Raw genomic sequence first — 25,462 nt, forward strand, 5'->3', positions numbered from 1 at the left:
CCGTCACTCTGCGTCGGGTCCGAAGACCTCGACCCTGTCCGAAACGCGGCGGACATGGATGCAATCGCCCGGGCACTCCTTCGCGGAGTCCACGACATCGCTCAGCAACGGCAGCGGCACGGGCGTTGTGGCGCCCGGGTTCTGGAGCAGTTCGTCGTCGGTGCTCTTCACGTAGGCGAGCCCGTCGATGTCCAGCTCGAAGACCTCGGGGGCGTACTGCGCGCAGATCCCGTCTCCGGTACAGAGGTCCTGGTCGATCCAGACCTCAAGGGCCTCGCCGACGGCTTCCGTGGGGACCTCGTGCTGCACGGTCATCTCTCCTGCCGTTTCCTTCGCCGGGTGTAGCAAAATGAAGCAAGTCGCGCCAGCCCTGACGGGTGTTGAACACTTCGACGATACCTCCGCCCGCTTTCCGATGTTGATGGGTGGGTATTCCCCTGGCGTGAGGGAGAGCGCAAGGGTGAAGATCGGACACACCTCTACCGTCTTTGTGATCTAGGGGTTTCAATCATCACCCACCCAGGTAGGGTCAGGAAGCGTCCAGCTCCCCTTGGAGGAGGTGAGGACCGTGGCAGCCCACGACGACGACATCAACCGCGGCATCCGGCCGGGGCGGGGGTCTGAAGACCCCGCCGGTCAGGTTGCCTATCTCGAGCAGGAAATCGCCGTCCTGCGCCGCAAGCTCGCCGACTCTCCGCGTCATACGAGGATTCTCGAAGAGCGGATCGTCGAGCTCCAGACAAACCTGGCCGGCGTCTCCGCACAGAATGAGCGGCTCGCCAACACGCTCCGTGAGGCCCGCGACCAGATCGTGGCCCTCAAGGAGGAGGTCGACCGGCTCGCACAGCCGCCGGCCGGCTTCGGTGTCTTCCTGCAGGCGAACGAGGACGGCACGTGCGACATCTTCACCGGGGGCCGCAAGCTCCGGGTGAACGTCAGTCCCAGCGTCGAGCTCGAAGAGCTCCGGCGCGGCCAGGAAGTCATGCTCAACGAGGCGCTCAACGTGGTCGAGGCCATGGAGTTCGAGCGCGCCGGGGACATCGTCACCCTCAAGGAGATCCTCGAGGACGGCGAGCGCGCCCTGGTGATCGGGCACACCGACGAGGAAAGGGTGGTGAGGCTCGCGGACACGCTGCTGGACACCACCATCCGCCCCGGCGACGCCCTGCTGCTCGAGTCCCGCTCCGGCTACGTCTACGAAGTGATCCCCAAGAGCGAGGTCGAAGAGCTCGTCCTCGAAGAGGTCCCGGACGTCGACTACACCAAGATCGGCGGTCTGGGCAGCCAGATCGAGATGATCCGTGACGCGGTCGAGCTTCCGTACCTCTACCCGGACCTCTTCAAGGAGCACGAACTGCGGCCGCCGAAGGGCATCCTGCTCTACGGCCCGCCCGGATGCGGCAAGACGCTGATCGCCAAGGCCGTCGCCAACTCCCTTGCCAAGAAGGTCGCCGAGGTGACCGGCCAGCCCGCGGGGAAGAGCTACTTCCTCAACATCAAGGGCCCCGAGCTCCTCAACAAGTACGTCGGTGAGACCGAGCGGCACATCCGCCTCGTCTTCCAGCGTGCCCGGGAGAAGGCGAGCGAGGGCACCCCCGTCATCGTCTTCTTCGACGAGATGGAATCCCTCTTCCGCACCCGTGGTTCCGGCGTCAGCTCGGACGTGGAGAACACCATCGTCCCGCAGCTGCTCGCCGAGATCGACGGCGTGGAGGGCCTGGAGAACGTCATCGTCATCGGCGCCTCCAACCGCGAGGACATGATCGACCCCGCGATCCTGCGCCCCGGCCGACTCGATGTGAAGATCAAGATCGAGCGTCCGGACGCGGAGGCCGCGAAGGACATCTTCGCCAAGTACCTGACGTCCTCGCTGCCGCTGCACGCCGACGACCTCGCCGAGCACAGCGGCTCCAAGGACGCCGCCGCTCACGCGATGATCCAGTCCGTCGTCGAGCAGATGTACGCCGAGTCCGAGGAAAACCGCTTCCTCGAGGTCACGTACGCCAATGGCGACAAGGAAGTCCTGTACTTCAAGGACTTCAACTCCGGCGCGATGATTCAGAACATCGTCGACCGGGCCAAGAAAATGGCCATCAAGGCCTTCCTCGACCACAACCAGAAGGGCCTTCGGGTCTCCCATCTCCTCCAGGCATGCGTGGACGAGTTCAAGGAGAACGAGGACCTGCCGAACACCACCAACCCGGACGACTGGGCCCGGATCTCCGGAAAGAAGGGCGAGCGGATCGTCTTCATCCGCACCCTTGTCACCGGAAAACAGGGCGCGGACACCGGACGTTCCATCGACACGGTGGCGAACACCGGTCAGTACCTGTAGAACGCAGACCGGCTGCGGATGCCCGGCCGGGCATCCGCAGCCGAATGCTTTTCCGACAGGTCCAGCCATACCGGAGCAATGACGAAATTGATCTCCCCACCAGCGCAGAGGCGTTCTAGGCTCGTCGGTACCGCCGAGTCGCGCAGTGCGGGGACGGGCACCGCACACGCACCGGAGCTACAGCGGTACTTGAGCGCCGTTCCCGGAGGGGAGCGCCGCCGGGCAAGGAGGGCCGCATGACCGTACGGCGAGTAATGGGCATCGAGACGGAGTACGGCATCTCCGTCCCGGGCCACCCGAACGCCAATGCCATGCTCACCTCGTCCCAGATCGTCAACGCCTACGCGGCGGCGATGCACAGGGCGCGGCGCGCCCGCTGGGACTTCGAGGAGGAGAATCCGCTGCGGGACGCCCGCGGCTTCGACCTCGCCCGCGAGGCCGCCGACTCCAGTCAGCTCACCGACGAGGACATCGGCCTGGCCAATGTGATCCTCACCAACGGTGCCCGGCTGTACGTCGACCATGCGCACCCGGAGTACAGCTCGCCCGAGGTCACCAACCCGCGCGACGCCGTGCTGTGGGACAAGGCCGGCGAGCGGATCATGGCGGAGGCCGCCGAGCGCGCGGCCCAGCTCCCCGGCGCCCAGCCGATCCACCTGTACAAGAACAACACCGACAACAAGGGCGCGTCCTACGGCACGCACGAGAACTACCTGATGAAGCGGGAGACCGCCTTCTCGGACATCGTGCGCCACCTGACGCCGTTCTTCGTCTCCCGCCAGGTCGTCACCGGCGCCGGACGGGTCGGAATCGGCCAGGACGGCCATGAACACGGCTTCCAGATCAGCCAGCGCGCCGACTATTTCGAGGTCGAGGTCGGGCTCGAGACCACGCTGAAGCGGCCCATCATCAACACTCGGGACGAGCCCCACTCCGACGCCGAGAAGTATCGCAGGCTCCATGTGATCATCGGCGACGCGAACCTGTCGGAGATCTCCACGTACCTGAAGCTGGGCACCACGGCCCTGGTGCTTTCGATGATCGAGGACGGCTTCATCGCGGTGGACCTGGCGGTCGAGCAGCCGGTGCGCACCCTGCACCAGGTCTCGCACGATCCGACCCTCAAGCGGCTGGTCACGCTGCGCAGCGGCCGGACACTCACCGCAGTGCAGCTTCAGATGGAGTACTTCGAGCTGGCCCGCAAGTACGTCGAGGAGCGCTTCGGCGCGGACGCCGACGAGCAGACCAAGGACGTCCTGATCCGCTGGGAGGACACCCTCAACCGGCTCGAGAACGACCCGATGAGCCTCGCCGGGGAACTGGACTGGATCGCCAAGAAGGAGCTCATGGAGGGCTACCGCAGGCGCGACGGCCTGGAGTGGGACGCGGCGCGGCTGCACCTGGTGGACCTCCAGTACGCCGACGTACGCCCCGAGAAGGGCCTGTACAACCGGCTGGCCGCCCGCGGAAAGATGAAGCGGCTCCTGGACGAGCCGGACGTCGTACGGGCCGGGACAAAGCCCCCCGAGGACACCAGGGCGTACTTCCGCGGTCGCTGTCTGGAGCAGTACGCGGACGACGTCGCCGCGGCCTCGTGGGACTCGGTGATCTTCGATCTGCCCGGCCGTGACTCGCTGCAGCGGGTGCCAACCCTCGAACCGCTACGCGGAACGCGTAATCACGTCAAGGAGCTCCTTGACCGGTGCCGGACCGCGGAAGACCTGGTCCGGGTGCTGTCCGGCGGCTGAAATGGCTCAGGTCCGGGAATCATCGAGGTGGTCCCCGGACGTTGAGGAAAGTGCGGGGCCGATGTCGGACCCTGCTTGTAGGGTCTGATCTTGACCGAACGAACTCACGTCAGGGCAAACCGAGCGGGGTGAGGGATATGGCGACCAAGGACACCGGCGGCGGACAGCAGAAGGCGACGCGTTCCACTGAGGAGGTCGAGGAGCAGGCGCAGGACGCGCAGGCCTCCGAGGACCTCAAGGAGCGCCAGGAGAAGCTGTCGGACGACGTCGACTCCGTACTGGACGAGATTGACGACGTCCTCGAAGAGAATGCCGAGGATTTCGTGAGGTCTTTCGTTCAGAAGGGTGGACAGTAGGTCTCGCTATGGACCGCGAGGATCTGAAGTGGTGCTCTCGCTGCGAGAAGTTCCTGGCGCGCGACGCCTTCGGGCGGCACCGGGGACGACGTGACGGCTTGCAGGACTCCTGCCGGTCGTGCGCTCGTGAGTACGCGAAGCAGTGGGATCAGCGGAAGCGGCAAGAGCGCCGTGAGCTCAAGAACCCTGCCGTGCCCTCCGGGTTCAAGCGCTGCCACGGGTGTGGCGAGGTGAAGCCTCACAGCGATTGGCATCGCAACGCGACCGCCTCCGATGGCCTGTCGACACGCTGCAAAGCGTGCAAGGCCGTCGAGGGGCGGGCGGGTCACCTGAAGCGCAAGTACGGCATTACTGAGGCTGAGTTGACTCAACTCATCGACGAGCAAGGCGGTGTCTGCGTGATCTGCCTTGCTGCTCCGGCCGAGCATGTGGATCACGACCACGAGACGGGTAGGGTCCGAGGCGTACTGTGCTTCAGCTGCAATGCCGCACTGGGGCAGTTCAAGGATCGGCCGGATGCCATAAGGCGTGCAGCCGCATATGTGGAAGGAAACGCGTGGAAGCCAACACTCGTAGCACCGGGCGTCTACCAGCTGCCTTCCTGACACCGGGCTCCTCTTCGTTCATGGACTTCCTTGGTCAGCACTCCCCGGAGATGCTGCCCGGAAGGCGGGTCCTGCCGCCCGTGCAGGGTGCCATCGAGGCACCGCACGGCACGACCATCGTCGCGACGACGTTCCCCGGCGGTGTGGTGCTGGCCGGTGACCGGCGGGCGACCATGGGCAACATGATCGCCCAGCGCGACATCGAGAAGGTCTTCCCGGCAGACGAGTACTCGGCCGTGGGCATCGCCGGCACCGCCGGCCTCGCGGTGGAGATGGTCAAGCTGTTCCAACTGGAGCTGGAGCACTTCGAGAAGGTGGAAGGCGCCCAACTCTCCCTGGAGGGCAAGGCGAACCGGCTCTCCACCATGATCCGCAGCAACCTCGGCATGGCCATGCAGGGCCTGGCCGTGGTGCCTCTCTTCGCCGGCTACGACGTCGACCGCGAGAAGGGCCGCATCTTCTCGTACGACGTCACGGGCGGCCGCTCCGAGGAGCACGGATTCGCCGCCACCGGCTCCGGCTCGATCTTCGCCCGCGGGGCCATGAAGAAGCTCTACCGCGAGGACCTGACGGAGCAGCAGGCCACCACCCTGGTCATCCAGGCGCTGTACGACGCGGCCGACGACGACTCGGCGACCGGCGGACCCGATGTGGCCCGGCGGATCTATCCGATCGTTACGGTCATCACCGACGAGGGCTTCCGCAAGCTCACCGAGGCCGAGTCCTCCGAGATCGCCCGCTCGATCCTGGAGCGCCGCCTCGAACAGCCCGACGGCCCCCGCGCCGCGCTGCTCTGATGACCCCCTCTTCGGAACACATGCCACTGACAGAAAGGGACGGATAACCGGTGTCGACGCCGTTCTACGTCTCACCCCAGCAGGCCATGGCCGACCGGGCGGAATACGCCCGCAAGGGCATCGCCCGTGGTCGCAGCCTCGTTGTGCTGCAGTACACCGACGGCATCGTGTTCGTCGGCGAGAACCCGTCCCGTGCGCTGCACAAATTCAGTGAGATCTACGACCGGATCGGCTTCGCCGCGGCCGGTAAGTACAACGAGTACGAGAACCTGCGGATCGGTGGCGTGCGCTATGCCGATCTGCGTGGATACACCTACGACCGTGACGATGTGACGGCCCGTGGGCTCGCCAATGTCTATGCCCAGACGCTGGGCACCATCTTCTCCAGTGCGGCCGAGAAGCCGTACGAGGTGGAGCTGGTCGTCGCCGAGGTCGGTGCGACTCCCGAGGGCGACCAGATCTACCGCCTGCCGCACGACGGATCGATCGTGGACGAGCACGGCTCGGTCGCGGTCGGCGGCAATGCCGAACAGATCAGCACCTATCTCGATCAGCGTCACCGCGAAGGGATGTCGCTGGCGGAGGCGCTGAAACTGGCGGTACAGGCCCTGTCCAACCAGTCCAACGGCAGCGAGCGGGAGATCCCCGCGGATCGCCTGGAAGTCGCGGTCCTGGACCGGACGCGACCGCAGCAGCGGAAGTTCAAGCGCATCGTCGGCAGGCAGCTGGCCCGGCTGCTGGAGGCGGACGGTGCCGCGTCGACCCCGACGGACGCGCCGTCGGACACGGAGGAGACCGAGGAGACTGAAGAGGGCGGGGAGTAGCCCCGCCGGAGTTTCCGCCACACGCGCGACTGCGCCCCAGACCGCCCGTGCGGGCCGGGGCGCAGCCGTCTGTCCGGTTCCTCTGTGCTCAGGGGAGCGCCCAGTGGTGGAGGCGTTCGCGGTCCCGGGTGAGCCAGCTTCCGTCGCCGAGCGGGGTCACATCGCCCCCGACCGCCACCGGGTACCGCAGCCGTCCCAGGGGGCGGAGCGTCGCTGTATCGCACAGCCAGTGACGGATCGAGACCGGCCGCCCGGGCAGATAGATCCGGCCGGTGACCAGGACATGATCCGCGTCGATCAGGAACGCGCCGGCGACCTCGTCGTTGTCGCGGTCGGTCGCCAGCTCCCCGAGGTCGAAAAGACCGGCCGGGTCGTCGGCGGCCACATCGTGCGAGGCGAGCTCGTCGCGGTCGTCGTTGTGCGCGATGCCCTCGGCGCGTCGCAGGGTGAGGACCCGGCCCTGGTCCGGCAGGAAGTCGATCACCTCGCGCATCGTGGTGCCGCCGCGGATGTGCAGCCCGTCGTGGCGGGGCTCGATCCACCACGTCGACCAGCTGTACCAGGCCGTCCAGCAGGAGAGGGCGAGCAGTGAGCCGTCCGGATGCCACCGCTGTGTCACGTCCGAGGAGACCGCTCCGATGGGGCGCCGGGCCCGGATGTCGCCGGTTGCCGCGTCGAGCAGGAGCAGCGTGTCCCGGCCATAACGGCGCCGTGGCGGGTTGTCGCAGATCAGTATCGCGGCGCGCTCGTTCATGGTCGGCGTGGGCACGAGGACGCTGACGAGGGCCCCGTCCGGGCTCACGGCGGGCCTGCCGGGCGGGCGGGGGTCGCGGTGTGCGCCGTGCCAGCGGGCGTGCGACAGCTCCCAGCGGGTGGCTCCGTCGGGACCGAGTGCGCGGATCCTGCTGCCCTCGGCGACGACCGCGCTGCCGCCGGGCAGCGGGGCCGCCGCGCAGTACGGCGGCAGGCGCAGGCTCCGGGTGGGTGCGAGGGTGCCGGAGAGGAAGGTGTCCGCGTCGTGTATCTCCAGCCCTTCGTCCGTCCTGACGGAAAGCCGCCCGTCCAGGAGCGGTGTCACGGAGCCCGCCGCGGGGGCCGTCCCGATCAGCGTCGCGTCGATCGGGCTCTCCGCCGTACTCATCATGATCGTGATCGTTCCACGGCGGACGGCGCGGTCTCAAGGCCGCTGGGTCAGGACCATACGTACGGGTTCTCACGACCCCGGACGTTCGGGTTCACACGATCCGGGCGGGGGCCGAGGAGCCGCGTACGACCAGGCGGACCGGGAGATCGCCCTCCTCGGGGCGGCGGCCCTCGAGAACGGCGAGCAGGGCCGCCATGCCCCGCTCGCCCACGCGTTCCGCGGGCAGGCTGAGTGTGGTGAGCTCGGGCTCCACGGCGGTGGCGAGTGCGAGGTCGTCGAAGCCGGTGACGGACACGTCCTCGGGCACCCGCAGGCCCACCCGGCGTACGGCCTTGCAGGCTCCGGCGCCCATGATGTCGTCGTCGCAGATGATCGCGGTGGGCCGGGGTCCGGGGGCGGCCAGCGCCCGCTCGGCGGCCTCGCGCGCGCCGTTGACTTCCAGGGGCGCGGAGACGGTCCGCACCACCGCGCCGGGAACGGTGCGCAGTGCCTCGTGCAGTGCCCGGGCCCGTACATCGAAGGTCCAGGAGCTGATGGCCGACGCGAGATGGACAAAGCGGCGATGGCCGAGGGACAGCAGATGGTCCGTCATCTGCCGCATGCCGTCGGCGATGTCGAGGTTGACGTGAGCGGCCGCGCCGGGATCCGCCGGGTCGCTGTCGAGCATCACGAGCGGGAGATCCGTGCCGCGGATGGCGGTCAGCGCCTCGGCGGCCATCGAGGAGGCGATCACGCCGTCGAGCGCGGCCCGCGCCGAGGCGAAGGGGTCCTTGGCGGGTCCGACGCCCTCGGGGGACGGGTAGAGCACCACGCCGAAGCCGTGCTCGGCGGCGACGGTCGCAGCGCCGGAGTAGACGCGGGCGAAGAACTCATTGGTGAGCGCGGGCACCACGAGCAGCGCGGTCCTGGTCCGCCCGAGCCGCAGATTCCGCGCGGCGAGATTGGGCCGGTAGCCGAGCTCGCGGGCGGCGTCCCGCACCATCCCGGCGGTCCGCTCGGAGACGCGCCCGCGCCACTTCTCACCGAGGACGAGGGAAACCGTGGCCTGCGAAACCCCGGCAACCCTGGCGACATCCCGACTGGTGGGGCGCACGCCGCCGGGCTGGGTGAACCCGTGTGCCATCGATGCCGTCCTCAGCCCTTGCCGCTCGCCGTGCGTCCGCGGTGGACCCGCGGACTGCCGACATGGTACGTATGACGGAACACGTTATACGTAAAACCTCGGGTCGGACCCGTGGAAAGCCGGGGGAAGAGGAGCAGAGCATGGCCGAGGGAACCGCCGGCTACCGGGACATCCTCAAGGCGCCGCACGCCGCGCGGCTGCTCACCGGCACGCTCATCGGGCGGCTGCCCAACGCCACCGCGCCCGTGGCGATCGTCCTGTTCACCCGCGCCGAGGGCGGCAGCTACAGCCTCGCCGGCGGGCTCGCCGCCGTGTACGGCATAGCCACCGCGATAGGCCAGCCCCTCCTCGGTCGGGCGGTCGACCTGCACGGGCAGCCCCGCGTCCAGTTCCCCGCCGCCGTCGTCTCGGCCATCGGCATGGCGCTGCTGGCCGCCGTCGGGATCGGCGCGCTGCCGCTCGCGTACGCGGCCGTCGCGGTCGCGGGCGTGTTCACACCACCGCTCGAAGGCGGCCTGCGGGCCCTGTGGCCCAGCGTCCTCGGCCGCGAGGACCGGGTGCACCGGGCCTACGCCATGGACGCCGTCGCCCAGGAAGTGATGTTCACCGTCGGCCCCCTGCTGGTGACGCTGCTCGTCTCGCTCTGGTCGGCGGGAGCCGCCCTCCTCGTCATCAACGTCATCGGCGTCCTCGGCGCGCTCTCCGTCGTCCTCTCGGAGCCCTCCCGAGGCTGGCGCTCCGCACCCCGCGAGGCCCACTGGCTGGGCGCCCTGCGCTCGCCCGGGCTGCTCGCGCTCCTCGGGGCCCTCTTCTTCGTCGGCCTCGCGCTCGGCTCGATCACCGTGGCCGCAATCGCGTACGCGGACGACCAAGGTCAGGAGTCGGTGTACGGCTGGCTGATGGCGGCACTGGGCCTCGGCGCCCTCATCGGCGGCACGGTGTACGGCGCGCGGCAGTGGGCCGGAGTCCCCGAGCGCCGGCTGCGTGCCATCGTCGCCCTGCTCGCCCTCGGCTATCTGCCGCTCGCGCTCACGCCCGGTGTCGTCGCCATGACGGTGCTTGCCGCGGTCTCCGGTGTCTTCCTCGCACCCGCGATCGCCTGCGCCTTCATCGTCGTCGACCGGCACGCCCCCAGCGGCACGGTCACCGAGTCCTTCTCCTGGCTCGTCACCACCTTCGGCGTCGGCGCGGCGGTCGGAACGGCCGTCGCGGGCCCGGCCGTCGAGCTCGGCGGAACCTCTTGGAGTTTTGCCGTCGCGGGAGCCGGAGGCATTGCCGCACTCCTGGTTCTGATGACCACTCAGCGGGTCCTGGCAGTTCCCGCCCGCAGCAAGGGCATCGCGGTCGCAATCCCGGGCTCATCGGAAAATGATCGAAACGGTGCTGCCGAACCCGGTTTCAGCTCAGGCCGTGAGGCGTAATGTTCAGACATGGACCGCCGCATTTTCGGGCTGGAGAACGAGTACGGCGTCACGTGCACGTTCAGGGGACAGCGCCGACTGTCACCTGACGAAGTGGCGCGCTACCTCTTCCGCCGTGTTGTCTCATGGGGCCGCAGCAGCAATGTCTTCCTGCGGAACGGCGCCCGCCTCTACCTCGACGTGGGTTCGCATCCGGAATATGCAACTCCCGAATGCGACAACGTGACCGAGCTGGTCACCCACGACAAGGCCGGCGAGCGCATTCTCGAAGGCCTGCTCGTCGACGCCGAACGCCGCCTGCACGAGGAGGGAATCGCGGGCGACGTCTATCTCTTCAAGAACAACACCGACTCGGCGGGAAACTCCTACGGCTGCCACGAGAACTATCTCGTCGCCCGCCACGGAGAGTTCTCCCGGCTCGCGGACATCCTCATCCCGTTCCTGGTGACCCGTCAGCTGCTGTGTGGCGCGGGCAAGGTGCTGCAGACCCCGCGCGGCGCGGTCTACTGCGTCAGCCAGCGCGCCGAGCACATCTGGGAGGGCGTCAGCTCCGCCACCACCCGCTCGCGCCCGATCATCAACACCCGCGACGAGCCGCACGCCGACGCCGAGCGCTACCGCCGCCTGCATGTCATCGTCGGCGACTCGAACATGTCCGAGACGACCATGCTGCTGAAGGTCGGAGCGACCGATCTCGTTCTGCGCATGATCGAGGCGGGCACCGTGATGCGCGACCTGACCCTGGAGAACCCGATCCGGGCGATCCGCGAGGTCAGCCACGACATCACTGGCCAGCGCAAGGTGCGCCTGGCCAGCGGCCGTGAGGCCTCCGCCCTGGAGGTCCAGCGGGAGTACTTCGAGAAGGCCGTGGACTTCGTCGAGCGCCGAGGGATCCGCACCGGCGTCGTCGAGCAGGTCCTGGAGCTCTGGGGCCGCACGCTGGACGCGATCGAGGCCGAGGACCTCGACCGGATCGGCACCGAGATCGACTGGGTCATGAAGTACAAGCTCATCGAGCGGTACCGCGCCAAGCACAACATGACCATGTCGCATCCGCGAGTCGCCCAGATAGACCTCGCCTACCACGACATCCACCGCCGCCGAGGGCTCTACTACCTGCTGGAACGCAAGGGCCAGGCCGCTCGCATCTGCAACGACCTGAAGATCTTCGAGGGCAAGTCGGTGCCCCCGCAGACCACCAGGGCTCGGCTGCGCGGCGACTTCATCCGCCGGGCGCAGGAGCAGCGGCGGGACTTCACCGTCGACTGGGTGCACCTCAAGCTCAACGACCAGGCGCAGCGCACCGTGTTGTGCAAGGACCCGTTCCGGTCGGTCGACGACCGGGTGGAGAAACTGATCGCAGGGATGTAACGACACGTTGAGTGGAACGCCACTCGGGCCCCGTACGTTCTCGTACGGGGCCCGTTCCACGCCCTAGAGTGTCCGGGACCTACTGTGCCGTCTGAGATCTGAGGAACACGTGCGCCGACTTGCCGGCCTTCTCGTCGTCCCCTTGCTGCTGCTGTCGGCAGTGGCGTGCGGCAGCGACGACAAGGACTCCGACTCCACCTCGTCCGGCGGGCTGCCCGCCATCACCGCGGGCGCCAAGTTCGGCGAGAAGCCGACCCTGGCCAAGGGTGAGGGTGATCCACCCAAGGACCTCAAGGTCGTCGTGATCAGCGAGGGCAAGGGCGCGAAGCTGAAGAAGGGCGACCAGGCCCAGGTCAACTACCTCGGCCAGATGTGGGACTCCGACAAGCCCTTCGACAACAGCTTCGACCGGGGCCAGCCCTTCGACGTGACGATCGGCGGCGGCGGTGTCATCGAGGGCTGGCAGAAGGCCCTCGACGGCCAGAAGGTCGGCAGCCGTCTCGAGGTGTCGATCCCGCCGGCGCTCGGCTACGGCAAGCAGGGTCAGGGCGAGATCAAGCCCAACGCCACGCTGGTGTTCGTCATGGACATCGTCAAGGCCACCGTCATTCCCCTCTCCGCCAAGGGCACCGACGTCGCGCAGGACAACATCGATCTGCCGAAGGTGGGCACCAACACCGACGGCAAGGCCCCCTCGGTGACCTTCCCCAAGAAGGCCGACCCGCCGAAGAAGCTCGTCTCGAATTACGTGATCGAGGGCACGGGCCCGGTGCTCACGGCGAAGGACACCATCGTCGTGAAGTACGAGGCCTTCCTCTGGGCCGGCGGCAAGAAGTTCGACAGCACCTACGCCGCAGGCAAGACCCAGACCTTCCCGCTGGCGCAGGTCACGCTCAAGGGCCTCAAGGACGGCATCATCGGCAAGAAGGTCGGCAGCCGTGTGCTGCTGGTCATCCCGCCGGACCAGGCCTTCGGTGCCAAGGAGCAGCAGGGCATCCCGAAGAACTCGACGCTTGTCTTCGCCATGGACCTTCTGACGAAGCCGTAAGGGCAAAGATGTAAGACTGTCCTGGTTGCCCCGTTCATCATTAAGAGGAGCAGTTCAGTGAGCATCGAGAAGCCCGAGATCGACTTCCCGGGTGGCGAGCCGCCGGCCGACCTGGAGATCAAGGACATCTGGGAGGGCGACGGCCCGGTGGCCAAGGCGGGCGACACCGTCTCCGTCCACTACGTGGGCGTGGCCTTCTCCACCGGCGAGGAGTTCGACGCTTCCTGGAACCGCGGCACCCCGCTGCAGTTCCAGCTCGGTGTCGGCCAGGTCATCTCCGGCTGGGACCAGGGCGTGCAGGGCATGAAGGTCGGCGGCCGCCGCCAGCTGATCATCCCCGCGCACCTCGCGTACGGCGACCGCGGCGCCGGTGGCGGCGCCATCGCCCCCGGCGAGACGCTGATCTTCGTCTGCGATCTGGTCGCCGTCTGATCACGTACGGACAGTAAGAGGGCCCATGCCGGTCGGCATGGGCCCTCGGCTTTGCCGCGACACCCCGGGGCGGTACGGTCGACGATCAGAAGCACTGTGAGGAAGGGCGTCGATGGCCATTGCCAAGGCCGAGCGGCTGATGAATCTGGCGCTGTGTCTGCTGGGCACCCGCCGCCCGCTCAGCAAGCGCGAACTGCGCGGGTCCATCGAGGCCTACCTGGAGGCCGGTTCCGACGACTCCTTCAACCGGATGTTCGAGCGTGACAAGGACGACTTGCGCGAACTCGGCCTGGTCATCGCGACGGTGGAGAACCTCGACGGTGAGACCGGCTATCTCGCACGGCGCGACTCCAACCGGCTGCCCGCCATCACACTCGACGCCGAGGAGGCGGCCGCACTCGGCCTCGCGGCCAAGGTCTGGCAGCAGGCGCGCCTCGCCGGAGCCGCAAGTGGCGCCCTGCAGAAGCTGCGCGCGGCCGGCATGCCCGAGGCAGAGGACTCCTACGAGGCGCACTACAGTGCCCTCGAACCCCGAATTCCCGTCCACGAGGCGGCCTTTGAGCCGCTGATGCTCGCCTGCCGCGACCGCCGCCCCGTCGTCTTCGACTACCGCAAGGCCAACGCCGCGCGCCCCGGGCAGCGCCATGTCGAACCATGGACCCTCGAATGCTGGCGCGGGCACTGGTATCTGGCGGGCTGGGACCGCGACCGCGACGCCGAACGGGTCTTCCGGCTTTCGCGCATCACCGGCCGGGTCCGCTCGCGCGCCGGCTCGTTCACCGCGCCCGTGCCCGATGTCGTCACCGTCCGGGAGACCGTCGAGACCTGGGCCGGGGAGACCGCCACCCGCTCCGCGCGGATCCGGCTGCGCACCGACTGCGGCTACCCGCTGCGCTCCAGGGCCCAGTCCATACGGGAACTGGGGGAGGGCTGGGACGAGTTGGAGATTCCGTACGGACACGGGCTCGACGCCTGGCTCGTGGAGTTCGGCCCGGACGTCGTCGTACTGGAGCCCGCGGATCTGCGGGCCGATGTGGTCGAGCGGCTGCGCGCCGTGGCCAAGGGCTGAGGGGGACTCGGACAACCATGGCCGCCAATGCCATCGACCAGACCCGGCGGATGCTCTCGCTGGTGACCTATCTGCGCGAGCGCCCCGGCGCGCGCGTCGGTGATGTCGCCCGCGCCTTCGGCATCACCGAGGACGAGCTGATCTCCGACCTCGACGTCCTGCCGATGTGCGGGACGAGCTTCCGCGGTGGCGATCTGCTCGACATCGACACGGACGGTGACCGCATCTGGTGGCACAACCCCGACGATGTCGCCGAGCCGCTGCGGCTCGCGGCCGACGAGGCGACCGCGCTGCTGGTCGCCGCGCGCGCCGTGGCCACGCTGCCGGGCCTGCGCGAGAGCGACCGGCAGGCGCTGCTGCGCGCCACCGCGAAGCTGGAGACCGCCGCCGGCGAGGTGGCCGGGGCCAGCTCCCGGCTGTCGGTCACCTTCGAGTCCGAGGGCGGCGTCTTCGCCGAGGTCGACCGGGCGATCTCGGAACGGCGCCGGCTGTGGCTCAAGTACTACTCGCCCGCGCGCGACGAACTCACCGAGCGCGAGGTCGACCCGATCAGGCTCTTCGCCGTCGGACACACGTATATGGAGGCTTGGTGCCGGCTCTCCGAGGCGCGCCGGACCTTCCGTCTCGACCGGGTGGCCGAGATCAGGCTGCTCGACGCCCCCGCCGCGCCGCCCGAGATCGAACTGCGTGATCTTTCGGAGGGGCTGGTCCAGCCGTCCGCCGACGATCCCGAGGTCGTGGTCGAGGTCGGTCCGGGCGGGCGCTGGGTCGCGGAGTACTACCCGCACGACAGCGCGGAGGAGCTGCCCGACGGAGGGCTGCGCATCACGCTGCGTACGCCTGCTCCCGCCTCGCTGCGACGGCTCGCCCTGCGGCTGGGACAGGACGGGCGGATCGTCTCGCCGCAGGACCTGGCGGACAGCGCCCGGCTCGCGGCGCGCGAAGCCCTCGAGGCCTATGACGGTCAGGAATAAGGAGATCTGCGCCGGATGTCTCTGATGTCTTCCATCCCTGCCCAGGTGGGCCCGGTTCTCTTCAAGGCCGCGTGCCCCGAGTGCCGGGCTCGCTTGGAGTTGTCGGCGGGGGCGCTGCGACTGGCCATCGGCGCAAGCCGTCGCACCACCTTCTACTCCTTCACCTGTCCCGAGTGCGAGGCCGCCGTCCGCAAGCCGGCCGGTGAGCGCATCATCGAACTCCTCACCGGGGGTGGAGTGCGGACGCTGCGCCTGCACTCCACCGTCTAGAACGGTCTAGGCTCTGCGCATGTTCTGGCCCATGCTCGCCATCGCCTTCGGTTTCCTCGGGATCGCCGTGCTCGGCATCCTCGGTATCCGGGTCTTCGTCGAGGCCCAGCGCCTGGGCCGTGAGGTGGCACGCACCACCGAGCGGATCAACCGCGCGGCGGAGGATCTGGAACACGCGGCGACCGATCTTGCCCGTACCGGCGAGGCCCTGCGCTAGAAGCACTGCTGGGACGGGTGCACCCTGATGCGGGGGTGACCCGGGCGGTAGGCTGATAGATGGCGGCAACAGGCAATGAGGCGCCGGCCGCAAACGGGTGTACGCAGAGGGATTGCCCTGCGTTTACCCGTGAGAGTTACGATCGCAGCCAGTCGCGGCGCGGACAGCAGTCCACCGCGATCAGCAGCTCAGCCCCATGCCGCCTCGGTGAGAAGGTAGACACCAGTTATGTTCCGACAGATCGGCCCCACCGAGATCATTCTCATTCTCGTCGTCGTGGTCTTGCTCTTCGGAGCCAAGAAGCTTCCCGAGATGGCCCGCTCGCTGGGCAAGTCGGCCCGGATCCTCAAGAGCGAGGCCAAGGCCATGAAGTCCGAGGGGCAGCCGGCTGCCACTCCTGCCGACCCGCCGCAGGACCCGGCCCAGGGTCAGGCCGCTCCTCGGACTATCCAGGCGTCCCCCGGCGATGTGACGAGCGCTCGCCCGGTGAACGAGCCGACCGACACCACCCCCCAGCGCTGACCCCAAGGCCGCCCACAGCGGCCTGCCGCACGAGATGAGGACGTGGGTTGCTCAAGCCTGCCCGCTCTAAACAGAAGGAGAAGGACCCCGAGGGGCGGATGCCGCTCGCGGACCATCTGCGTGAGCTCCGCAACCGGCTTGCGAAGGCGATGCTTGCGGTCACGATCGCGTCTGTCGTGGCTGCGTTCTACAGCCAGGAGCTGATGCATCTCCTGGCCTCGCCGGTCACCGCCTGTGAAAAGGGCGTGCTCGAGACCGGCGGCAAGTGCGCCACGATCGTGTACACCGACCTGCTGTCGCCGTTCACCACCACGGTGAAGGTGGTCATGATGGCGGGCATCATCGCGTCCTGCCCGGTCTGGCTCTACCAGCTGTGGGCCTTCGTGGCCCCGGGTCTGCACAGGAACGAGAAGAAGTACACGTACTACTTCGCCGCCGCGGCCGTTCCGCTCTTCGCGGCCGGTGCCTATCTCGCCTTCGTGGTCATGCCGGTCAGCATGAAGGTGCTGCTGAGCATCACTCCGGACACTGCAGCGAACTTCCTCGAGGTCGACAAGATCCTGGACTTCGCCGTCCGGATGGTGCTGATCTTCGGCTTCTCCTTCGAGCTGCCGCTCCTGCTGATCATGCTCAACGCGGCCGGCGTCGTCACTGGACGCCGGATGGCCGGCTGGTGGCGGGGCGTGGTCATGGGGATCTTCGTCTTCGGAGCCGTCGCCACGCCGTCGACCGACCCGCTGGGCATGGTCGCGCTCGCCGGGCCGATCATCGTGCTCTACTTCATGGCGGTCGGTTTCTCGATCCTCAACGACAAGCGGCGCGCTCGGAACAACCCCGACGCCGAACTCGACGACGACGAGGCGTCCGACCTCGACCTCACCCCCGGGGACATCGGCGAGATCGAGTCCGTACCGGCCAGCCGTGTCCTGCCCGAGCAGGCGGACGGCAGCCGCTCGGAGCGGCTCAACGGTTACGACGACATCACCTGAGACGCGGACTGCGCGAGGGGCCGGATGGGAATCCATCCGGCCTTGTCCATGGGCCGTGGAGTACCCTCGCGCGGGTGACCAGCGAGATCACCCTCTTCGTCAATCCCACGGCGGGCCGCGGACGCGGCGCTCATGCCGCCCAGCCCGCCGCCCGTGCCCTGCGCGATGCCGGGTTCTGCGTACGCACCGTCCTGGGCGAGGACGCCGACGACGCCCTGCGGCGGGTCCGCGAAGCCGTCGCCGGCGGGACCGGAGCCGTTGTCGCCGTCGGCGGTGACGGGATGATGTCGCTCGCCCTGCAGGCCCTCGCCGGGACCAGGACTCCGCTGGGCGTGGTGGCCGTCGGGACCGGCAATGACTTCGCCCACACGCTCGGGCTGCCCGTACGCGACCCGGCGGCCGCAGGGAAACTGGCCGCCGAGGCGCTCAAGGGCAATCGGATAAGGGACGTGGATCTGGGCCGCGTGGGGGAGCGGTGGTTCGGGACCGTCCTCGCCTCCGGCTTCGACTCCCGGGTCAACGACCGGGGAAACAGGATGCGGTGGCCCGGCGGGCGCTTCAGGTACGACCTGGCGATGATCGCCGAGTTGGCGGCCTTCAAGCCCATCCCGTACCGGATCACTCTCGACGGCGGAGAGGTCCGGGAGATCGAGGCCACCCTGGTCGCCGTGGGCAACGGATCCTCGTACGGCGGCGGCATGCGGATCTGCTCCGGCGCCCGCACGGACGACGGACTCTTCGATGTGACGGTGGTCGGGGACTGTACGCGTACGACCCTGCTCAGGGTGTTCCCGAAGGTCTACAGGGGAACGCACCTCAGCCACCCCAAGGTGAGCACCCACCGCGTCCGGACGATCACGCTCCAGGCCGACGGGGTCACGGGATACGCCGACGGTGAGCCACTGGGCGCGCTGCCGCTGACCGCCCAGTGCGTGCCCGGTGCGGTACGAGTGCTCTCGCCGGTGCTTGCCCCGGTCAATTAAAGATCGCCTGACTGTCAGTGGTGGCGGGTAGGCTCGTGAGCAAGATGACCGAGGACCTCTCTCCCGCCGAGCGCTACGCCGCCGCCCGCATCCGCGCTGTTGAGGAGGCCACTGCGCTGGCCCCCTTCCGCGCGATGTACGAATTCGAGCTGGACCCCTTCCAGATCGAAGCCTGTCAGAGCCTGGAGGCGGGTAAGGGCGTGCTGGTCGCCGCGCCCACCGGCTCGGGCAAGACCATCGTCGGCGAATTCGCCGTCCATCTGGCCCTTCAGCAGGGCCGCAAGTGCTTCTACACCACGCCCATCAAGGCCCTTTCCAACCAGAAGTACACCGACCTGGCCAGGCGTTACGGCCCGGAGAAGGTCGGCCTGCTCACCGGCGACAACAGCGTCAACTCCGAAGCGCCCGTGGTCGTGATGACCACCGAGGTGCTGCGCAACATGCTGTACGCGGGCTCGCAGTCGCTGCTCGGACTCGGCTATGTGGTCATGGACGAGGTGCACTACCTCTCCGACCGCTTCCGCGGGGCCGTGTGGGAGGAAGTGATCATTCACCTCCCCGAGTCGGTGACTCTGGTGTCCCTGTCGGCGACCGTGTCCAATGCCGAGGAGTTCGGCGACTGGCTCGACACCGTCCGCGGCGACACCGACGTCATCGTCTCCGAGGAGCGGCCCGTGCCGCTGTGGCAGCACGTCATGGCCGGCCGCCGGATGTACGACCTCTTCGAGGAGGAGACCGACCACGGCGGCCGCGGCCCCGGCAGGCGCGAGGTCAATCCCGAACTCGCCCGTCTGGCACGGATGGAGAACCAGCGCACGTACAACCCCAAGGACCGCCGCCGCGGAAAGATGGTGCGCGAGGCGGACCGGGAGCGCGAGCGGCGCCAGCGCACCCGGATCTGGACACCGGGACGGCCGGAGGTCATCGAGCGGCTGGACGCGGAAGGGCTGCTGCCCGCGATCACCTTCATCTTCAGCCGCGCCGCGTGCGAGGCCGCCGTACAGCAGTGCATGTACGCGGGACTGCGGCTGAACAACGACGCGGCGCGTGCGAGGGTGCGCGAAATCGTCGAGGAGCGGACCTCCGCCATTCCGTCCGAGGACCTTCATGTCCTTGGCTATTACGAGTGGTTGGAAGGACTTGAGCGGGGCATCGCCGCGCACCACGCGGGCATGCTGCCGACCTTCAAGGAGGTTGTCGAAGAGCTGTTCGTCCGTGGTCTGGTGAAGGCCGTCTTCGCCACCGAGACCCTGGCGCTCGGCATCAACATGCCCGCCCGCTCAGTGGTGTTGGAGAAGCTCGTCAAGTGGAACGGCGAGCAGCACGCCGACATCACCCCCGGTGAGTACACCCAGCTCACCGGACGGGCCGGGCGGCGGGGCATCGACGTCGAGGGCCATGCGGTCGTGCTGTGGCAGCGGGGCATGGATCCCGTAGGTCTCGCCGGACTCGCGGGCACGCGCACCTACCCCCTGCGCTCCAGCTTCAAGCCCTCGTACAACATGGCCGTCAATCTTGTGCAGCAGTTCGGGCGGCACCGCTCGCGCGAGCTGCTCGAGACGTCGTTCGCGCAGTTCCAGGCGGACAAGTCCGTCGTCGGCATCTCCCGCCAGGTGCAGAAGAACGAAGAGGGACTTGAGGGCTACCGCGAGGGAATGACCTGCCACCTGGGGGACTTCGAGGAGTACGCGCGGCTGCGCCGCGACCTCAAGGACCGCGAGACGGAACTGGCCAAGCAGGGCGCGGCCCAGCGTCGGGCCGCGGCTGCCACGTCGTTGGAAAAGCTGAAGCCGGGCGACGTCATCCATGTCCCCACGGGCAAGTTCGCGGGGCTCGCGCTCGTCCTCGACCCGGGGATCCCGGCGGGACGGAGCAACGGCCACCGCGGATTCGAGCACCACGACGGCCCCCGTCCGCTGGTGCTGACGGCCGAACGGCAGGTCAAGCGGCTGGCGTCGATGGACTTCCCGGTGCCGGTGGAGCCGCTGGAGCGGATGCGGATCCCGAAGTCCTTCAACCCGCGCTCGCCGCAGTCGCGCCGCGACCTGGCCTCCGCGCTGCGGACGAAGGCCGGGCACATCGAGCCCGAGCGGCACCGAAGGCACCGGGCCGCCGCGGCCGACGACCGCGAGATCGCGCGGCTGCGCACGGAGTTGCGTGCGCATCCGTGCCACGGCTGCGACGAGCGCGAGGACCATGCGCGCTGGGCGGAGCGTTACCACCGGCTGCAGCGTGACACCCGCCAGCTGGAGCGCCGTATCGAGGGCCGGACGAACACCATCGCCCGCACCTTCGACCGGATCGTGGCGCTGCTGACCGAGCTGGACTATCTGCGCGCCGACGAGGTCACCGAGCACGGCAAGCGGCTCGCCCGGCTGTACGGGGAGCTGGATCTGCTGGCGAGCGAGTGCCTGCGCGCCGGCGTGTGGGAGGGGCTCACCCCGGCCGAACTGGCGGCGTGCGTCTCGGCGTTGGTGTACGAGGCGCGTCAGTCGGACGACGCGGTCGCACCCAAGGTCCCGGCGGGCAAGGCGAAGGCCGCGCTCGGCGAGATGGTCCACATCTGGGGCCGGCTCGACGCGCTGGAGGAAGAGTTCAAGATCAACCAGGCGGAGGGTGTCGGGCAGCGGGAGCCCGATCTCGGCTTCGCCTGGGCCGCGCACCAGTGGGCCTCGGACCGGACGCTGGACGAGGTGCTGCGCGAGGCGGAGATGCCCGCGGGTGACTTCGTACGGTGGACGAAGCAGGTCATCGACGTGCTCGGGCAGATCGCGGCCGCGGCGCCGCGCGAGGGCAGCACGGTCGCGAAGAACGCACGCAAGGCGGTCGATGCCCTGCTGCGAGGTGTCGTGGCGTACAGCTCGGTCGGCTGAGCGGGACGACGGCACGTCGGCCCCGTTCACCGCTTTCGGGCGCCGAACGGGGCCGACGCGCGTATCCGGCGGCGAAACGGGGCCTTCGCCCGGTCAGGCTGCCCAGAACGCGTCCTCTTCGTCGATGTCCTCGGCGCACTGGTCGATGTCGGTGATCTTGCCGCCGACGATCGTGAAGAAGAGGCCCTCGCGGATCTCGATTCCACGGTCGCGCCGGTCGGCCCGGGTCAGGTGGAGTGTCATGGCGTGCCCGCGCCCGTCGGCGAGCACCGCTTCGAGTTCGACCTGCATGGAGCCGTTGGTCTCCTCGCCCAGGCGGCGGTACAACGTGAGAACCGCGTCCCGGCCCTTGTGATGCCCGGAGAAGATGTTGTTCCCGGGCACGTGGTGGACGACGTCCGCCGTCATCAGAGAGCCGAGTGTCTCCATGTCACCCGCTCCGAACGCTGCGTAACCCCGGCGTACCAGGGCACAGTCCGGGTGCTCAGCCATACGAATCACGCCTTCCATCCCTATAACTTCCCCTTTGCTCCATGTTCCGCCGGGCGTGGAGGGCTGTCCACGCAGGGGGTTGTCACCTGTCTCTGTACGCCTGTCTCCGCGGGTCCGGGCGACTGCCGGACCGTTACGGAACGCTCGCCGTGATCTTGGCGACGGGGGCGTGCCGGGCGTGTGCGACGATCGGCTTCATGGGCACCACCACGGGACGACGAGTCGGCAGGCCGCGCGCGACGCAGCGGCCGGACAGCGGGATGTCCGCACGGGACGAACTCCTTCTGTCCGCCGCGGAGTTGTTCACGACGCGGGGATACGCGGCGACGACGACGCGGGCGGTCGCCGAGAGCGCGGGCATGCGGCAGGCGACGATGTACCACTACTTCACCGGCAAGGAAGACCTGCTGGCGGAGCTCCTCGAGTCGACGGTCACGCCGTCCCTGACCCTCGCGCGCGCACTGCTGGCGGACGACGGGCGCCCGGCGGAGGACCGCCTGTGGGAGCTGTGCCGCTCCGACGTGGGACTGCTGTGCCAGGGCCCGCACAACCTGGGCGCGCTGTACCTGCTGCCGGAGGTACAGAGCGAACGCTTCCAGCGCTTCCACGGCGTACGAGCGGACCTGAAGGCGGCGTACGGGCAGCTGCTGGCGGCGACGGCGGCGGGTTCGGAACTCTCGCGCATGGAGCGGGCGCTGCGCACGGACCTGGTGTTCGGCCTGATCGAGGGCGTCATCCTGATCCACAGGGGCAGGCCGGGCCGGGCGGTGTCGGGCCTGGCGGGGGCGATGGCGGACGCGGCGCTGCGGATAGTGGGAGCGGAGCGGGGCTGAGGCGGGGGTCCGGGGGTCCGGGCTTGCCCGGCTCGGCGGGCCCGAGGCGTCCGGGGCGCGGGTTTCGGGCTTGCCCCGTGCCGGGTGCGCGGCGGAGCTGCGTTCGCCGAAAGATCCCGCCGCGGTACCAATCCGCGGTCGCCCCCGCGCCGAATGTCCACTGAGGACGGCGCCACCGTCGCCGTGTCCAGTGGAGTCCGGCTCCCCAGGAGGGTGTGAATTGAGCGTGTCCCTGTCCCCGGCATCCTGGTCCCAGGCCCGGCCAACCGCGCCCGTCGCCGCACGCCGTTGGCCCGATGTGGCAACCGTGCCCCCGTCCTCCCGACTGCGGACGGCCGCGGCCGGACGGCGTGTTCGGCATGCGCTCGGCGCGCTGCCGATACGAGTGCGCTTCGGCGGCGGCGACCCGGTCGGACGGGGCGGACCCCTCATGGAGGTGCACGATCCGGACGCCTTCTTCCGCAGGATCGGCGCCGGCGGCCTTGTCGGCCTCGGTGAGTCGTACATGGCGGGTGAGTGGGAGGCGCGCGATCTCGTCGGTGTGCTGACCGTGCTCGCCCAGCACGAGGCCGCCCTCGTTCGCAGGCCGCTCCAGCGGACGCGCGGAGCCCAGCATTCCGACGGTCGCCCGAGCCCGTACCTCTCCGGCGAGCTGCTCGCGCTCTTCCTCGACGAGACGTTGACGTACTCCTCCGCGCTCTTTCGCGGCTTCCCGGCCGAGCAGTACCTCCTGGCGGCGGCGCAGCACCGCAAGACCGACCGGCTGCTCGACCTCGCCCAGGTAGGCAGCGGCACCCAGCTCCTCGAACTCGGCACCGGATCGGGTGAGTTGGCGATCAGGGCGGCGCAGCGCGGCGCGCGGGTGCTGACCGTCGCCCAGTCGTCGGAGCAGCAGGAACTGGCACGGCGGCGCATCCGTGACGCGGGCTTCGAGAACCGGGTGAGTGTCCTCGTGCGCGACTTCGGCAGGGTGCTCGGCCGTTTCGACGCCATCGTCAGCGTGGAGATGATCGAGGCCGTCGGCGAGGAGTGCTGGGCGCAGTACTTCCTGACGCTCGACCGAGTGCTCGCGCCCGGCGGACGTGTCGCCCTGCAGACAAGCACCATGCCGCACGACCGGCTGCTCGCCTCGCGCGGCAACCGCACCTGGACCCAGAAGTACATCGTTCCCGGCGGGCTGCTGCCGTCGGCCGAGGCGATCGAGCACATCGTCACCCGCCGCACCGGGCTGAGCCTGGCCGGACGGGACAGCTTCGGCCCGCACTACGCCGAGACGCTGCGGCTGTGGCGCGAACGCTTCACGCACAACGCCGCGCATGCCGACGCCCTCGGCTTCGACGAGATCTTCTGCCGGATGTGGACCTTCCACCTCGCCCACATGGAGGCGGGCTTCCGGTCCGGAACCCTGGATGTGCAGCAACTGCTGCTCACGAAGGAGGAGTTGGCCGACTAGGGCGTGTTTGAGAAGTAGCGCCGTCCGCCCGCAGGGCGGGCCCCGCGGCGTCTGGTGCGTGCGAGCGCAAGGCGGAGGATCGCCCTCGTACTGGACGTACTTGGGCGACTGACGACAACACCGCGAGTGCGCGTGCCAGGCGTCGCGGGGTGGGGGTACCTCCCAGGCGAAGCCCTGGGGGAGGGACTTCTCAAACACGCCCTAGGCGGATCAGCCGAGACTGCGGGCCCGCTCGAACCGGGCCCGCCCCTCCGCGTGGTCCACCAGTGGATCCGGGTAGTCCAGCCGGTCCCGCTGGAGCACGTCCAGCTTCCACGGCTCGTGGACGGCGGGCCCGGCCAGCTCCGCGAGCTCCGGCACCCAGCGCCGGACATAGTCGCCGTTCGGGTCGCAGCGCTTCGCCTGTGCTGACGGATTGAGGACACGATGGGGGCGGGTGTCGGTCCCGGTGCCCGCCGCCCACTGCCAGTTGAGCTGGTTGTTGGCGATGTCCCCGTCCACCAGCAGTTCCAGGAAGTGGCGGGCGCCGACGCGCCAGTCCACGTACAGCGTCTTGGTGAGATAGCTCGCCGTCAGCAGCCGCGCCCGGTTGTGCATCCAGCCCTCGTGCAGCAGCTGGCGCATCGCGGCGTCCACGATCGGGCAGCCCGTGCGGCCCTCCTTCCAGGCGGCGATCTCCTTCTCGTCGCCGCGCCAGTGGTCGTCGCGGCCGCGGTAGTCGGCGTGGGACGCGTCGGGCCGGGCGGCGAGTATCTGATGGTTGAAGTCCCGCCAGGCCAGCTGCCGTACGAACGCGTCCGCGCCGGGGCCGCCCTTGGCGCGTGCCCGCTGGACGACTTCGGCGGCCGACAGCGTGCCGAAGTGGAGGTGTGGGGACAGCCGGGAGGTGGCATCGCCCGGCAGATCGTTCTGCCGCCTGTCGTACGCCGCGATGCCGTGGCTTTCGTCGGCGAGCCAGGTCCGCAGCCGCCGTCTGGCCTCGGTCTCCCCGCCCAGGGCCAGCCCCGGCGACACCCCGCCGACCGCGGTGCGCCGGGGCATGGGATGGCCGGCGAGTTCGGGAACCGGCACGGCGCGCGGAGCGGGCAGCGTCTCGCGCGGCGCGGTGTCCTGCCACGTGTGGAAGTACGGCGTGAACACCGCGAAGTGGTCGCCGCCGTCCGGTGTCACCCGCCCCGGCGGCAGCGCGGTCACCACCCCGTCGTGGACGTGCAGGGCGCAGCGGAGGGCGCTCAGCCCCTCCCTCAGTCGCTCCTCCCTGCGCAGCGCGTACGCGCTGACGCCGCCCGCGACATGCACCGAACGGGCGCCGCTCTCGGTGATCACCCGGCAGACCTGCTCGGTGACATCGCCTGTACGAACCACCAGCCGGCCGCCGCGCTCCCGCAGCCCGGCGTCCAGCGCGTGCAGACAGTCGGCCAGAAACGCCCGCCGGTTGGGCGCGTCGAAGCCCGCCTTCCGTATGCCCCTGTCCAGCACGAACAACGGCACGATCTCGTCGGCCTCGCGCAGTGCGGCACTCAGCGCCGGCTGGTCGTGGAGTCGCAGATCGGAGGTGAAGAGCATCACCGCAACGCTCATGC

General features: G+C 69.0%; 25 protein-coding genes. 20 read left to right on the forward strand and 5 right to left on the reverse strand.

Annotated features, from left to right (window positions below):
* Positions 1-3: 3 nt before the first annotated feature.
* A complete protein-coding gene (locus OG905_RS32625) occupies positions 4-315 on the reverse strand; it encodes a ferredoxin (protein WP_266478286.1) in 312 nt (103 codons plus the stop codon).
* A 253-nt stretch (positions 316-568) separates the two neighbouring features.
* Between OG905_RS32625 and arc the strand changes: the two genes are divergently transcribed.
* The 6 genes from arc (at position 569) to prcA (ending at position 6,665) form a co-directional block, all read left to right on the forward strand.
* Positions 569-2,335, forward strand: coding sequence for a proteasome ATPase (gene arc / locus OG905_RS32630; RefSeq protein WP_328679805.1), 1,767 nt, complete (start codon positions 569-571; stop codon positions 2,333-2,335).
* Between the two features lie 236 nt (positions 2,336-2,571).
* The gene (gene dop, locus OG905_RS32635; RefSeq protein WP_328679807.1) at positions 2,572-4,083 is read left to right on the forward strand and encodes a depupylase/deamidase Dop; all 1,512 of its coding nucleotides are present in this window, start codon (positions 2,572-2,574) and stop codon (positions 4,081-4,083) included.
* A 137-nt stretch (positions 4,084-4,220) separates the two neighbouring features.
* Positions 4,221-4,439, forward strand: coding sequence for a ubiquitin-like protein Pup (locus OG905_RS32640; protein ID WP_016325855.1), 219 nt, complete (start codon positions 4,221-4,223; stop codon positions 4,437-4,439).
* An 8-nt stretch (positions 4,440-4,447) separates the two neighbouring features.
* Positions 4,448-5,044 (forward strand): endonuclease VII domain-containing protein, encoded by a 597-nt coding sequence (locus OG905_RS32645; RefSeq protein ID WP_328679832.1) that lies wholly within the window; start codon positions 4,448-4,450, stop codon positions 5,042-5,044.
* The gene (prcB, locus tag OG905_RS32650; RefSeq protein ID WP_328679834.1) at positions 4,996-5,841 is read left to right on the forward strand and encodes a proteasome subunit beta; all 846 of its coding nucleotides are present in this window, start codon (positions 4,996-4,998) and stop codon (positions 5,839-5,841) included. The genes OG905_RS32645 and prcB overlap by 49 nt, the downstream gene beginning before the upstream one ends.
* Positions 5,842-5,891: 50 nt before the next feature.
* Positions 5,892-6,665, forward strand: a complete 774-nt coding sequence (gene prcA, locus OG905_RS32655; RefSeq protein ID WP_328679836.1) for a proteasome subunit alpha — start codon at positions 5,892-5,894, stop codon at positions 6,663-6,665.
* An 88-nt stretch (positions 6,666-6,753) separates the two neighbouring features.
* On the opposite strand, the gene OG905_RS32660 is transcribed toward prcA, so the two are convergent.
* Together OG905_RS32660 and OG905_RS32665 are read right to left on the reverse strand one after the other, a co-directional pair.
* On the reverse strand, positions 6,754-7,809 hold the full coding sequence (locus OG905_RS32660; RefSeq protein WP_328679838.1) for a hypothetical protein: 1,056 nt from the start codon (positions 7,807-7,809) through the stop codon (positions 6,754-6,756).
* Positions 7,810-7,900: 91 nt separating this feature from the next.
* On the reverse strand, positions 7,901-8,932 hold the full coding sequence (locus tag OG905_RS32665; RefSeq protein ID WP_328679839.1) for a LacI family DNA-binding transcriptional regulator: 1,032 nt from the start codon (positions 8,930-8,932) through the stop codon (positions 7,901-7,903).
* A 140-nt stretch (positions 8,933-9,072) separates the two neighbouring features.
* Between OG905_RS32665 and OG905_RS32670 the strand changes: the two genes are divergently transcribed.
* The 12 genes from OG905_RS32670 to OG905_RS32725 all read left to right on the forward strand — a co-directional run bounded on the left by OG905_RS32670 (position 9,073) and on the right by OG905_RS32725 (position 21,101).
* Complete coding sequence (locus OG905_RS32670) at positions 9,073-10,353, forward strand: MFS transporter (RefSeq protein WP_328679840.1); 1,281 nt, start codon at positions 9,073-9,075, stop codon at positions 10,351-10,353.
* Between the two features lie 9 nt (positions 10,354-10,362).
* Complete coding sequence (pafA, locus tag OG905_RS32675; protein ID WP_328679841.1) at positions 10,363-11,724, forward strand: Pup--protein ligase; 1,362 nt, start codon at positions 10,363-10,365, stop codon at positions 11,722-11,724.
* Between the two features lie 109 nt (positions 11,725-11,833).
* On the forward strand, positions 11,834-12,772 hold the full coding sequence (locus OG905_RS32680) for an FKBP-type peptidyl-prolyl cis-trans isomerase (protein WP_328679843.1): 939 nt from the start codon (positions 11,834-11,836) through the stop codon (positions 12,770-12,772).
* Positions 12,773-12,829: 57 nt separating this feature from the next.
* Positions 12,830-13,204, forward strand: coding sequence for an FKBP-type peptidyl-prolyl cis-trans isomerase (locus tag OG905_RS32685; protein WP_266478309.1), 375 nt, complete (start codon positions 12,830-12,832; stop codon positions 13,202-13,204).
* Between the two features lie 112 nt (positions 13,205-13,316).
* On the forward strand, positions 13,317-14,273 hold the full coding sequence (locus tag OG905_RS32690; RefSeq protein ID WP_328679845.1) for a helix-turn-helix transcriptional regulator: 957 nt from the start codon (positions 13,317-13,319) through the stop codon (positions 14,271-14,273).
* A 17-nt stretch (positions 14,274-14,290) separates the two neighbouring features.
* Positions 14,291-15,247 carry a helix-turn-helix transcriptional regulator gene (locus OG905_RS32695; protein ID WP_324972200.1) on the forward strand — a complete coding sequence of 319 codons (957 nt, stop codon included), beginning with the start codon at positions 14,291-14,293 and terminating at the stop codon, positions 15,245-15,247.
* A 15-nt stretch (positions 15,248-15,262) separates the two neighbouring features.
* Positions 15,263-15,517 (forward strand): hypothetical protein, encoded by a 255-nt coding sequence (locus tag OG905_RS32700; protein ID WP_328679849.1) that lies wholly within the window; start codon positions 15,263-15,265, stop codon positions 15,515-15,517.
* Positions 15,518-15,536: 19 nt separating this feature from the next.
* The gene (locus OG905_RS32705) at positions 15,537-15,734 is read left to right on the forward strand and encodes a hypothetical protein (protein ID WP_328679851.1); all 198 of its coding nucleotides are present in this window, start codon (positions 15,537-15,539) and stop codon (positions 15,732-15,734) included.
* Between the two features lie 228 nt (positions 15,735-15,962).
* Complete coding sequence (gene tatA / locus OG905_RS32710; RefSeq protein ID WP_328679853.1) at positions 15,963-16,256, forward strand: Sec-independent protein translocase subunit TatA; 294 nt, start codon at positions 15,963-15,965, stop codon at positions 16,254-16,256.
* A gap of 98 nt (positions 16,257-16,354) precedes the next feature.
* Positions 16,355-17,245 (forward strand): twin-arginine translocase subunit TatC, encoded by an 891-nt coding sequence (gene tatC / locus OG905_RS32715; RefSeq protein ID WP_328682729.1) that lies wholly within the window; start codon positions 16,355-16,357, stop codon positions 17,243-17,245.
* A gap of 74 nt (positions 17,246-17,319) precedes the next feature.
* The gene (locus OG905_RS32720; protein ID WP_328679855.1) at positions 17,320-18,228 is read left to right on the forward strand and encodes a diacylglycerol kinase; all 909 of its coding nucleotides are present in this window, start codon (positions 17,320-17,322) and stop codon (positions 18,226-18,228) included.
* A gap of 44 nt (positions 18,229-18,272) precedes the next feature.
* The gene (locus OG905_RS32725) at positions 18,273-21,101 is read left to right on the forward strand and encodes a DEAD/DEAH box helicase (RefSeq protein WP_328682731.1); all 2,829 of its coding nucleotides are present in this window, start codon (positions 18,273-18,275) and stop codon (positions 21,099-21,101) included.
* 93 nt (positions 21,102-21,194) lie between these two features.
* On the opposite strand, the gene OG905_RS32730 is transcribed toward OG905_RS32725, so the two are convergent.
* The gene (locus OG905_RS32730) at positions 21,195-21,593 is read right to left on the reverse strand and encodes a nuclear transport factor 2 family protein (protein ID WP_328679857.1); all 399 of its coding nucleotides are present in this window, start codon (positions 21,591-21,593) and stop codon (positions 21,195-21,197) included.
* 197 nt (positions 21,594-21,790) lie between these two features.
* Between OG905_RS32730 and OG905_RS32735 the strand changes: the two genes are divergently transcribed.
* Together OG905_RS32735 and OG905_RS32740 are read left to right on the forward strand one after the other, a co-directional pair.
* Complete coding sequence (locus tag OG905_RS32735) at positions 21,791-22,426, forward strand: TetR/AcrR family transcriptional regulator (RefSeq protein WP_328679858.1); 636 nt, start codon at positions 21,791-21,793, stop codon at positions 22,424-22,426.
* A gap of 220 nt (positions 22,427-22,646) precedes the next feature.
* Positions 22,647-23,879 carry a class I SAM-dependent methyltransferase gene (locus tag OG905_RS32740; protein ID WP_443044022.1) on the forward strand — a complete coding sequence of 411 codons (1,233 nt, stop codon included), beginning with the start codon at positions 22,647-22,649 and terminating at the stop codon, positions 23,877-23,879.
* Between the two features lie 210 nt (positions 23,880-24,089).
* Here OG905_RS32740 and OG905_RS32745 read toward each other — a convergent pair whose 3' ends face one another.
* On the reverse strand, positions 24,090-25,460 hold the full coding sequence (locus tag OG905_RS32745; protein ID WP_328679859.1) for a cryptochrome/photolyase family protein: 1,371 nt from the start codon (positions 25,458-25,460) through the stop codon (positions 24,090-24,092).
* Positions 25,461-25,462 lie beyond the last annotated feature (2 nt).

The organism is Streptomyces sp. NBC_00322, from assembly GCF_036147535.1.
Classification (GTDB): Bacteria; Actinomycetota; Actinomycetes; order Streptomycetales; family Streptomycetaceae; genus Streptomyces.

What these genes read in the sequence shown, in the direction of transcription:
- OG905_RS32625 (WP_266478286.1), bottom strand. Translation starts at nt 315, where the DNA reads ATGACCGTGCAGCACGAGGTCCCCACGGAAGCCGTCGGCGAGGCCCTT.
- dop (WP_328679807.1), top strand. Translation starts at nt 2,572, where the DNA reads ATGACCGTACGGCGAGTAATGGGCATCGAGACGGAGTACGGCATCTCC.
- OG905_RS32640 (WP_016325855.1), top strand. Translation starts at nt 4,221, where the DNA reads ATGGCGACCAAGGACACCGGCGGCGGACAGCAGAAGGCGACGCGTTCC.
- OG905_RS32645 (WP_328679832.1), top strand. Translation starts at nt 4,448, where the DNA reads ATGGACCGCGAGGATCTGAAGTGGTGCTCTCGCTGCGAGAAGTTCCTG.
- OG905_RS32660 (WP_328679838.1), bottom strand. Translation starts at nt 7,809, where the DNA reads ATGATGAGTACGGCGGAGAGCCCGATCGACGCGACGCTGATCGGGACG.
- OG905_RS32665 (WP_328679839.1), bottom strand. Translation starts at nt 8,932, where the DNA reads ATGGCACACGGGTTCACCCAGCCCGGCGGCGTGCGCCCCACCAGTCGG.
- OG905_RS32670 (WP_328679840.1), top strand. Translation starts at nt 9,073, where the DNA reads ATGGCCGAGGGAACCGCCGGCTACCGGGACATCCTCAAGGCGCCGCAC.
- pafA (WP_328679841.1), top strand. Translation starts at nt 10,363, where the DNA reads ATGGACCGCCGCATTTTCGGGCTGGAGAACGAGTACGGCGTCACGTGC.
- OG905_RS32690 (WP_328679845.1), top strand. Translation starts at nt 13,317, where the DNA reads ATGGCCATTGCCAAGGCCGAGCGGCTGATGAATCTGGCGCTGTGTCTG.
- OG905_RS32695 (WP_324972200.1), top strand. Translation starts at nt 14,291, where the DNA reads ATGGCCGCCAATGCCATCGACCAGACCCGGCGGATGCTCTCGCTGGTG.
- OG905_RS32700 (WP_328679849.1), top strand. Translation starts at nt 15,263, where the DNA reads ATGTCTCTGATGTCTTCCATCCCTGCCCAGGTGGGCCCGGTTCTCTTC.
- OG905_RS32705 (WP_328679851.1), top strand. Translation starts at nt 15,537, where the DNA reads ATGTTCTGGCCCATGCTCGCCATCGCCTTCGGTTTCCTCGGGATCGCC.
- tatA (WP_328679853.1), top strand. Translation starts at nt 15,963, where the DNA reads ATGTTCCGACAGATCGGCCCCACCGAGATCATTCTCATTCTCGTCGTC.
- tatC (WP_328682729.1), top strand. Translation starts at nt 16,355, where the DNA reads ATGCCGCTCGCGGACCATCTGCGTGAGCTCCGCAACCGGCTTGCGAAG.
- OG905_RS32725 (WP_328682731.1), top strand. Translation starts at nt 18,273, where the DNA reads ATGACCGAGGACCTCTCTCCCGCCGAGCGCTACGCCGCCGCCCGCATC.
- OG905_RS32730 (WP_328679857.1), bottom strand. Translation starts at nt 21,593, where the DNA reads ATGGCTGAGCACCCGGACTGTGCCCTGGTACGCCGGGGTTACGCAGCG.
- OG905_RS32735 (WP_328679858.1), top strand. Translation starts at nt 21,791, where the DNA reads ATGGGCACCACCACGGGACGACGAGTCGGCAGGCCGCGCGCGACGCAG.
- OG905_RS32745 (WP_328679859.1), bottom strand. Translation starts at nt 25,460, where the DNA reads ATGAGCGTTGCGGTGATGCTCTTCACCTCCGATCTGCGACTCCACGAC.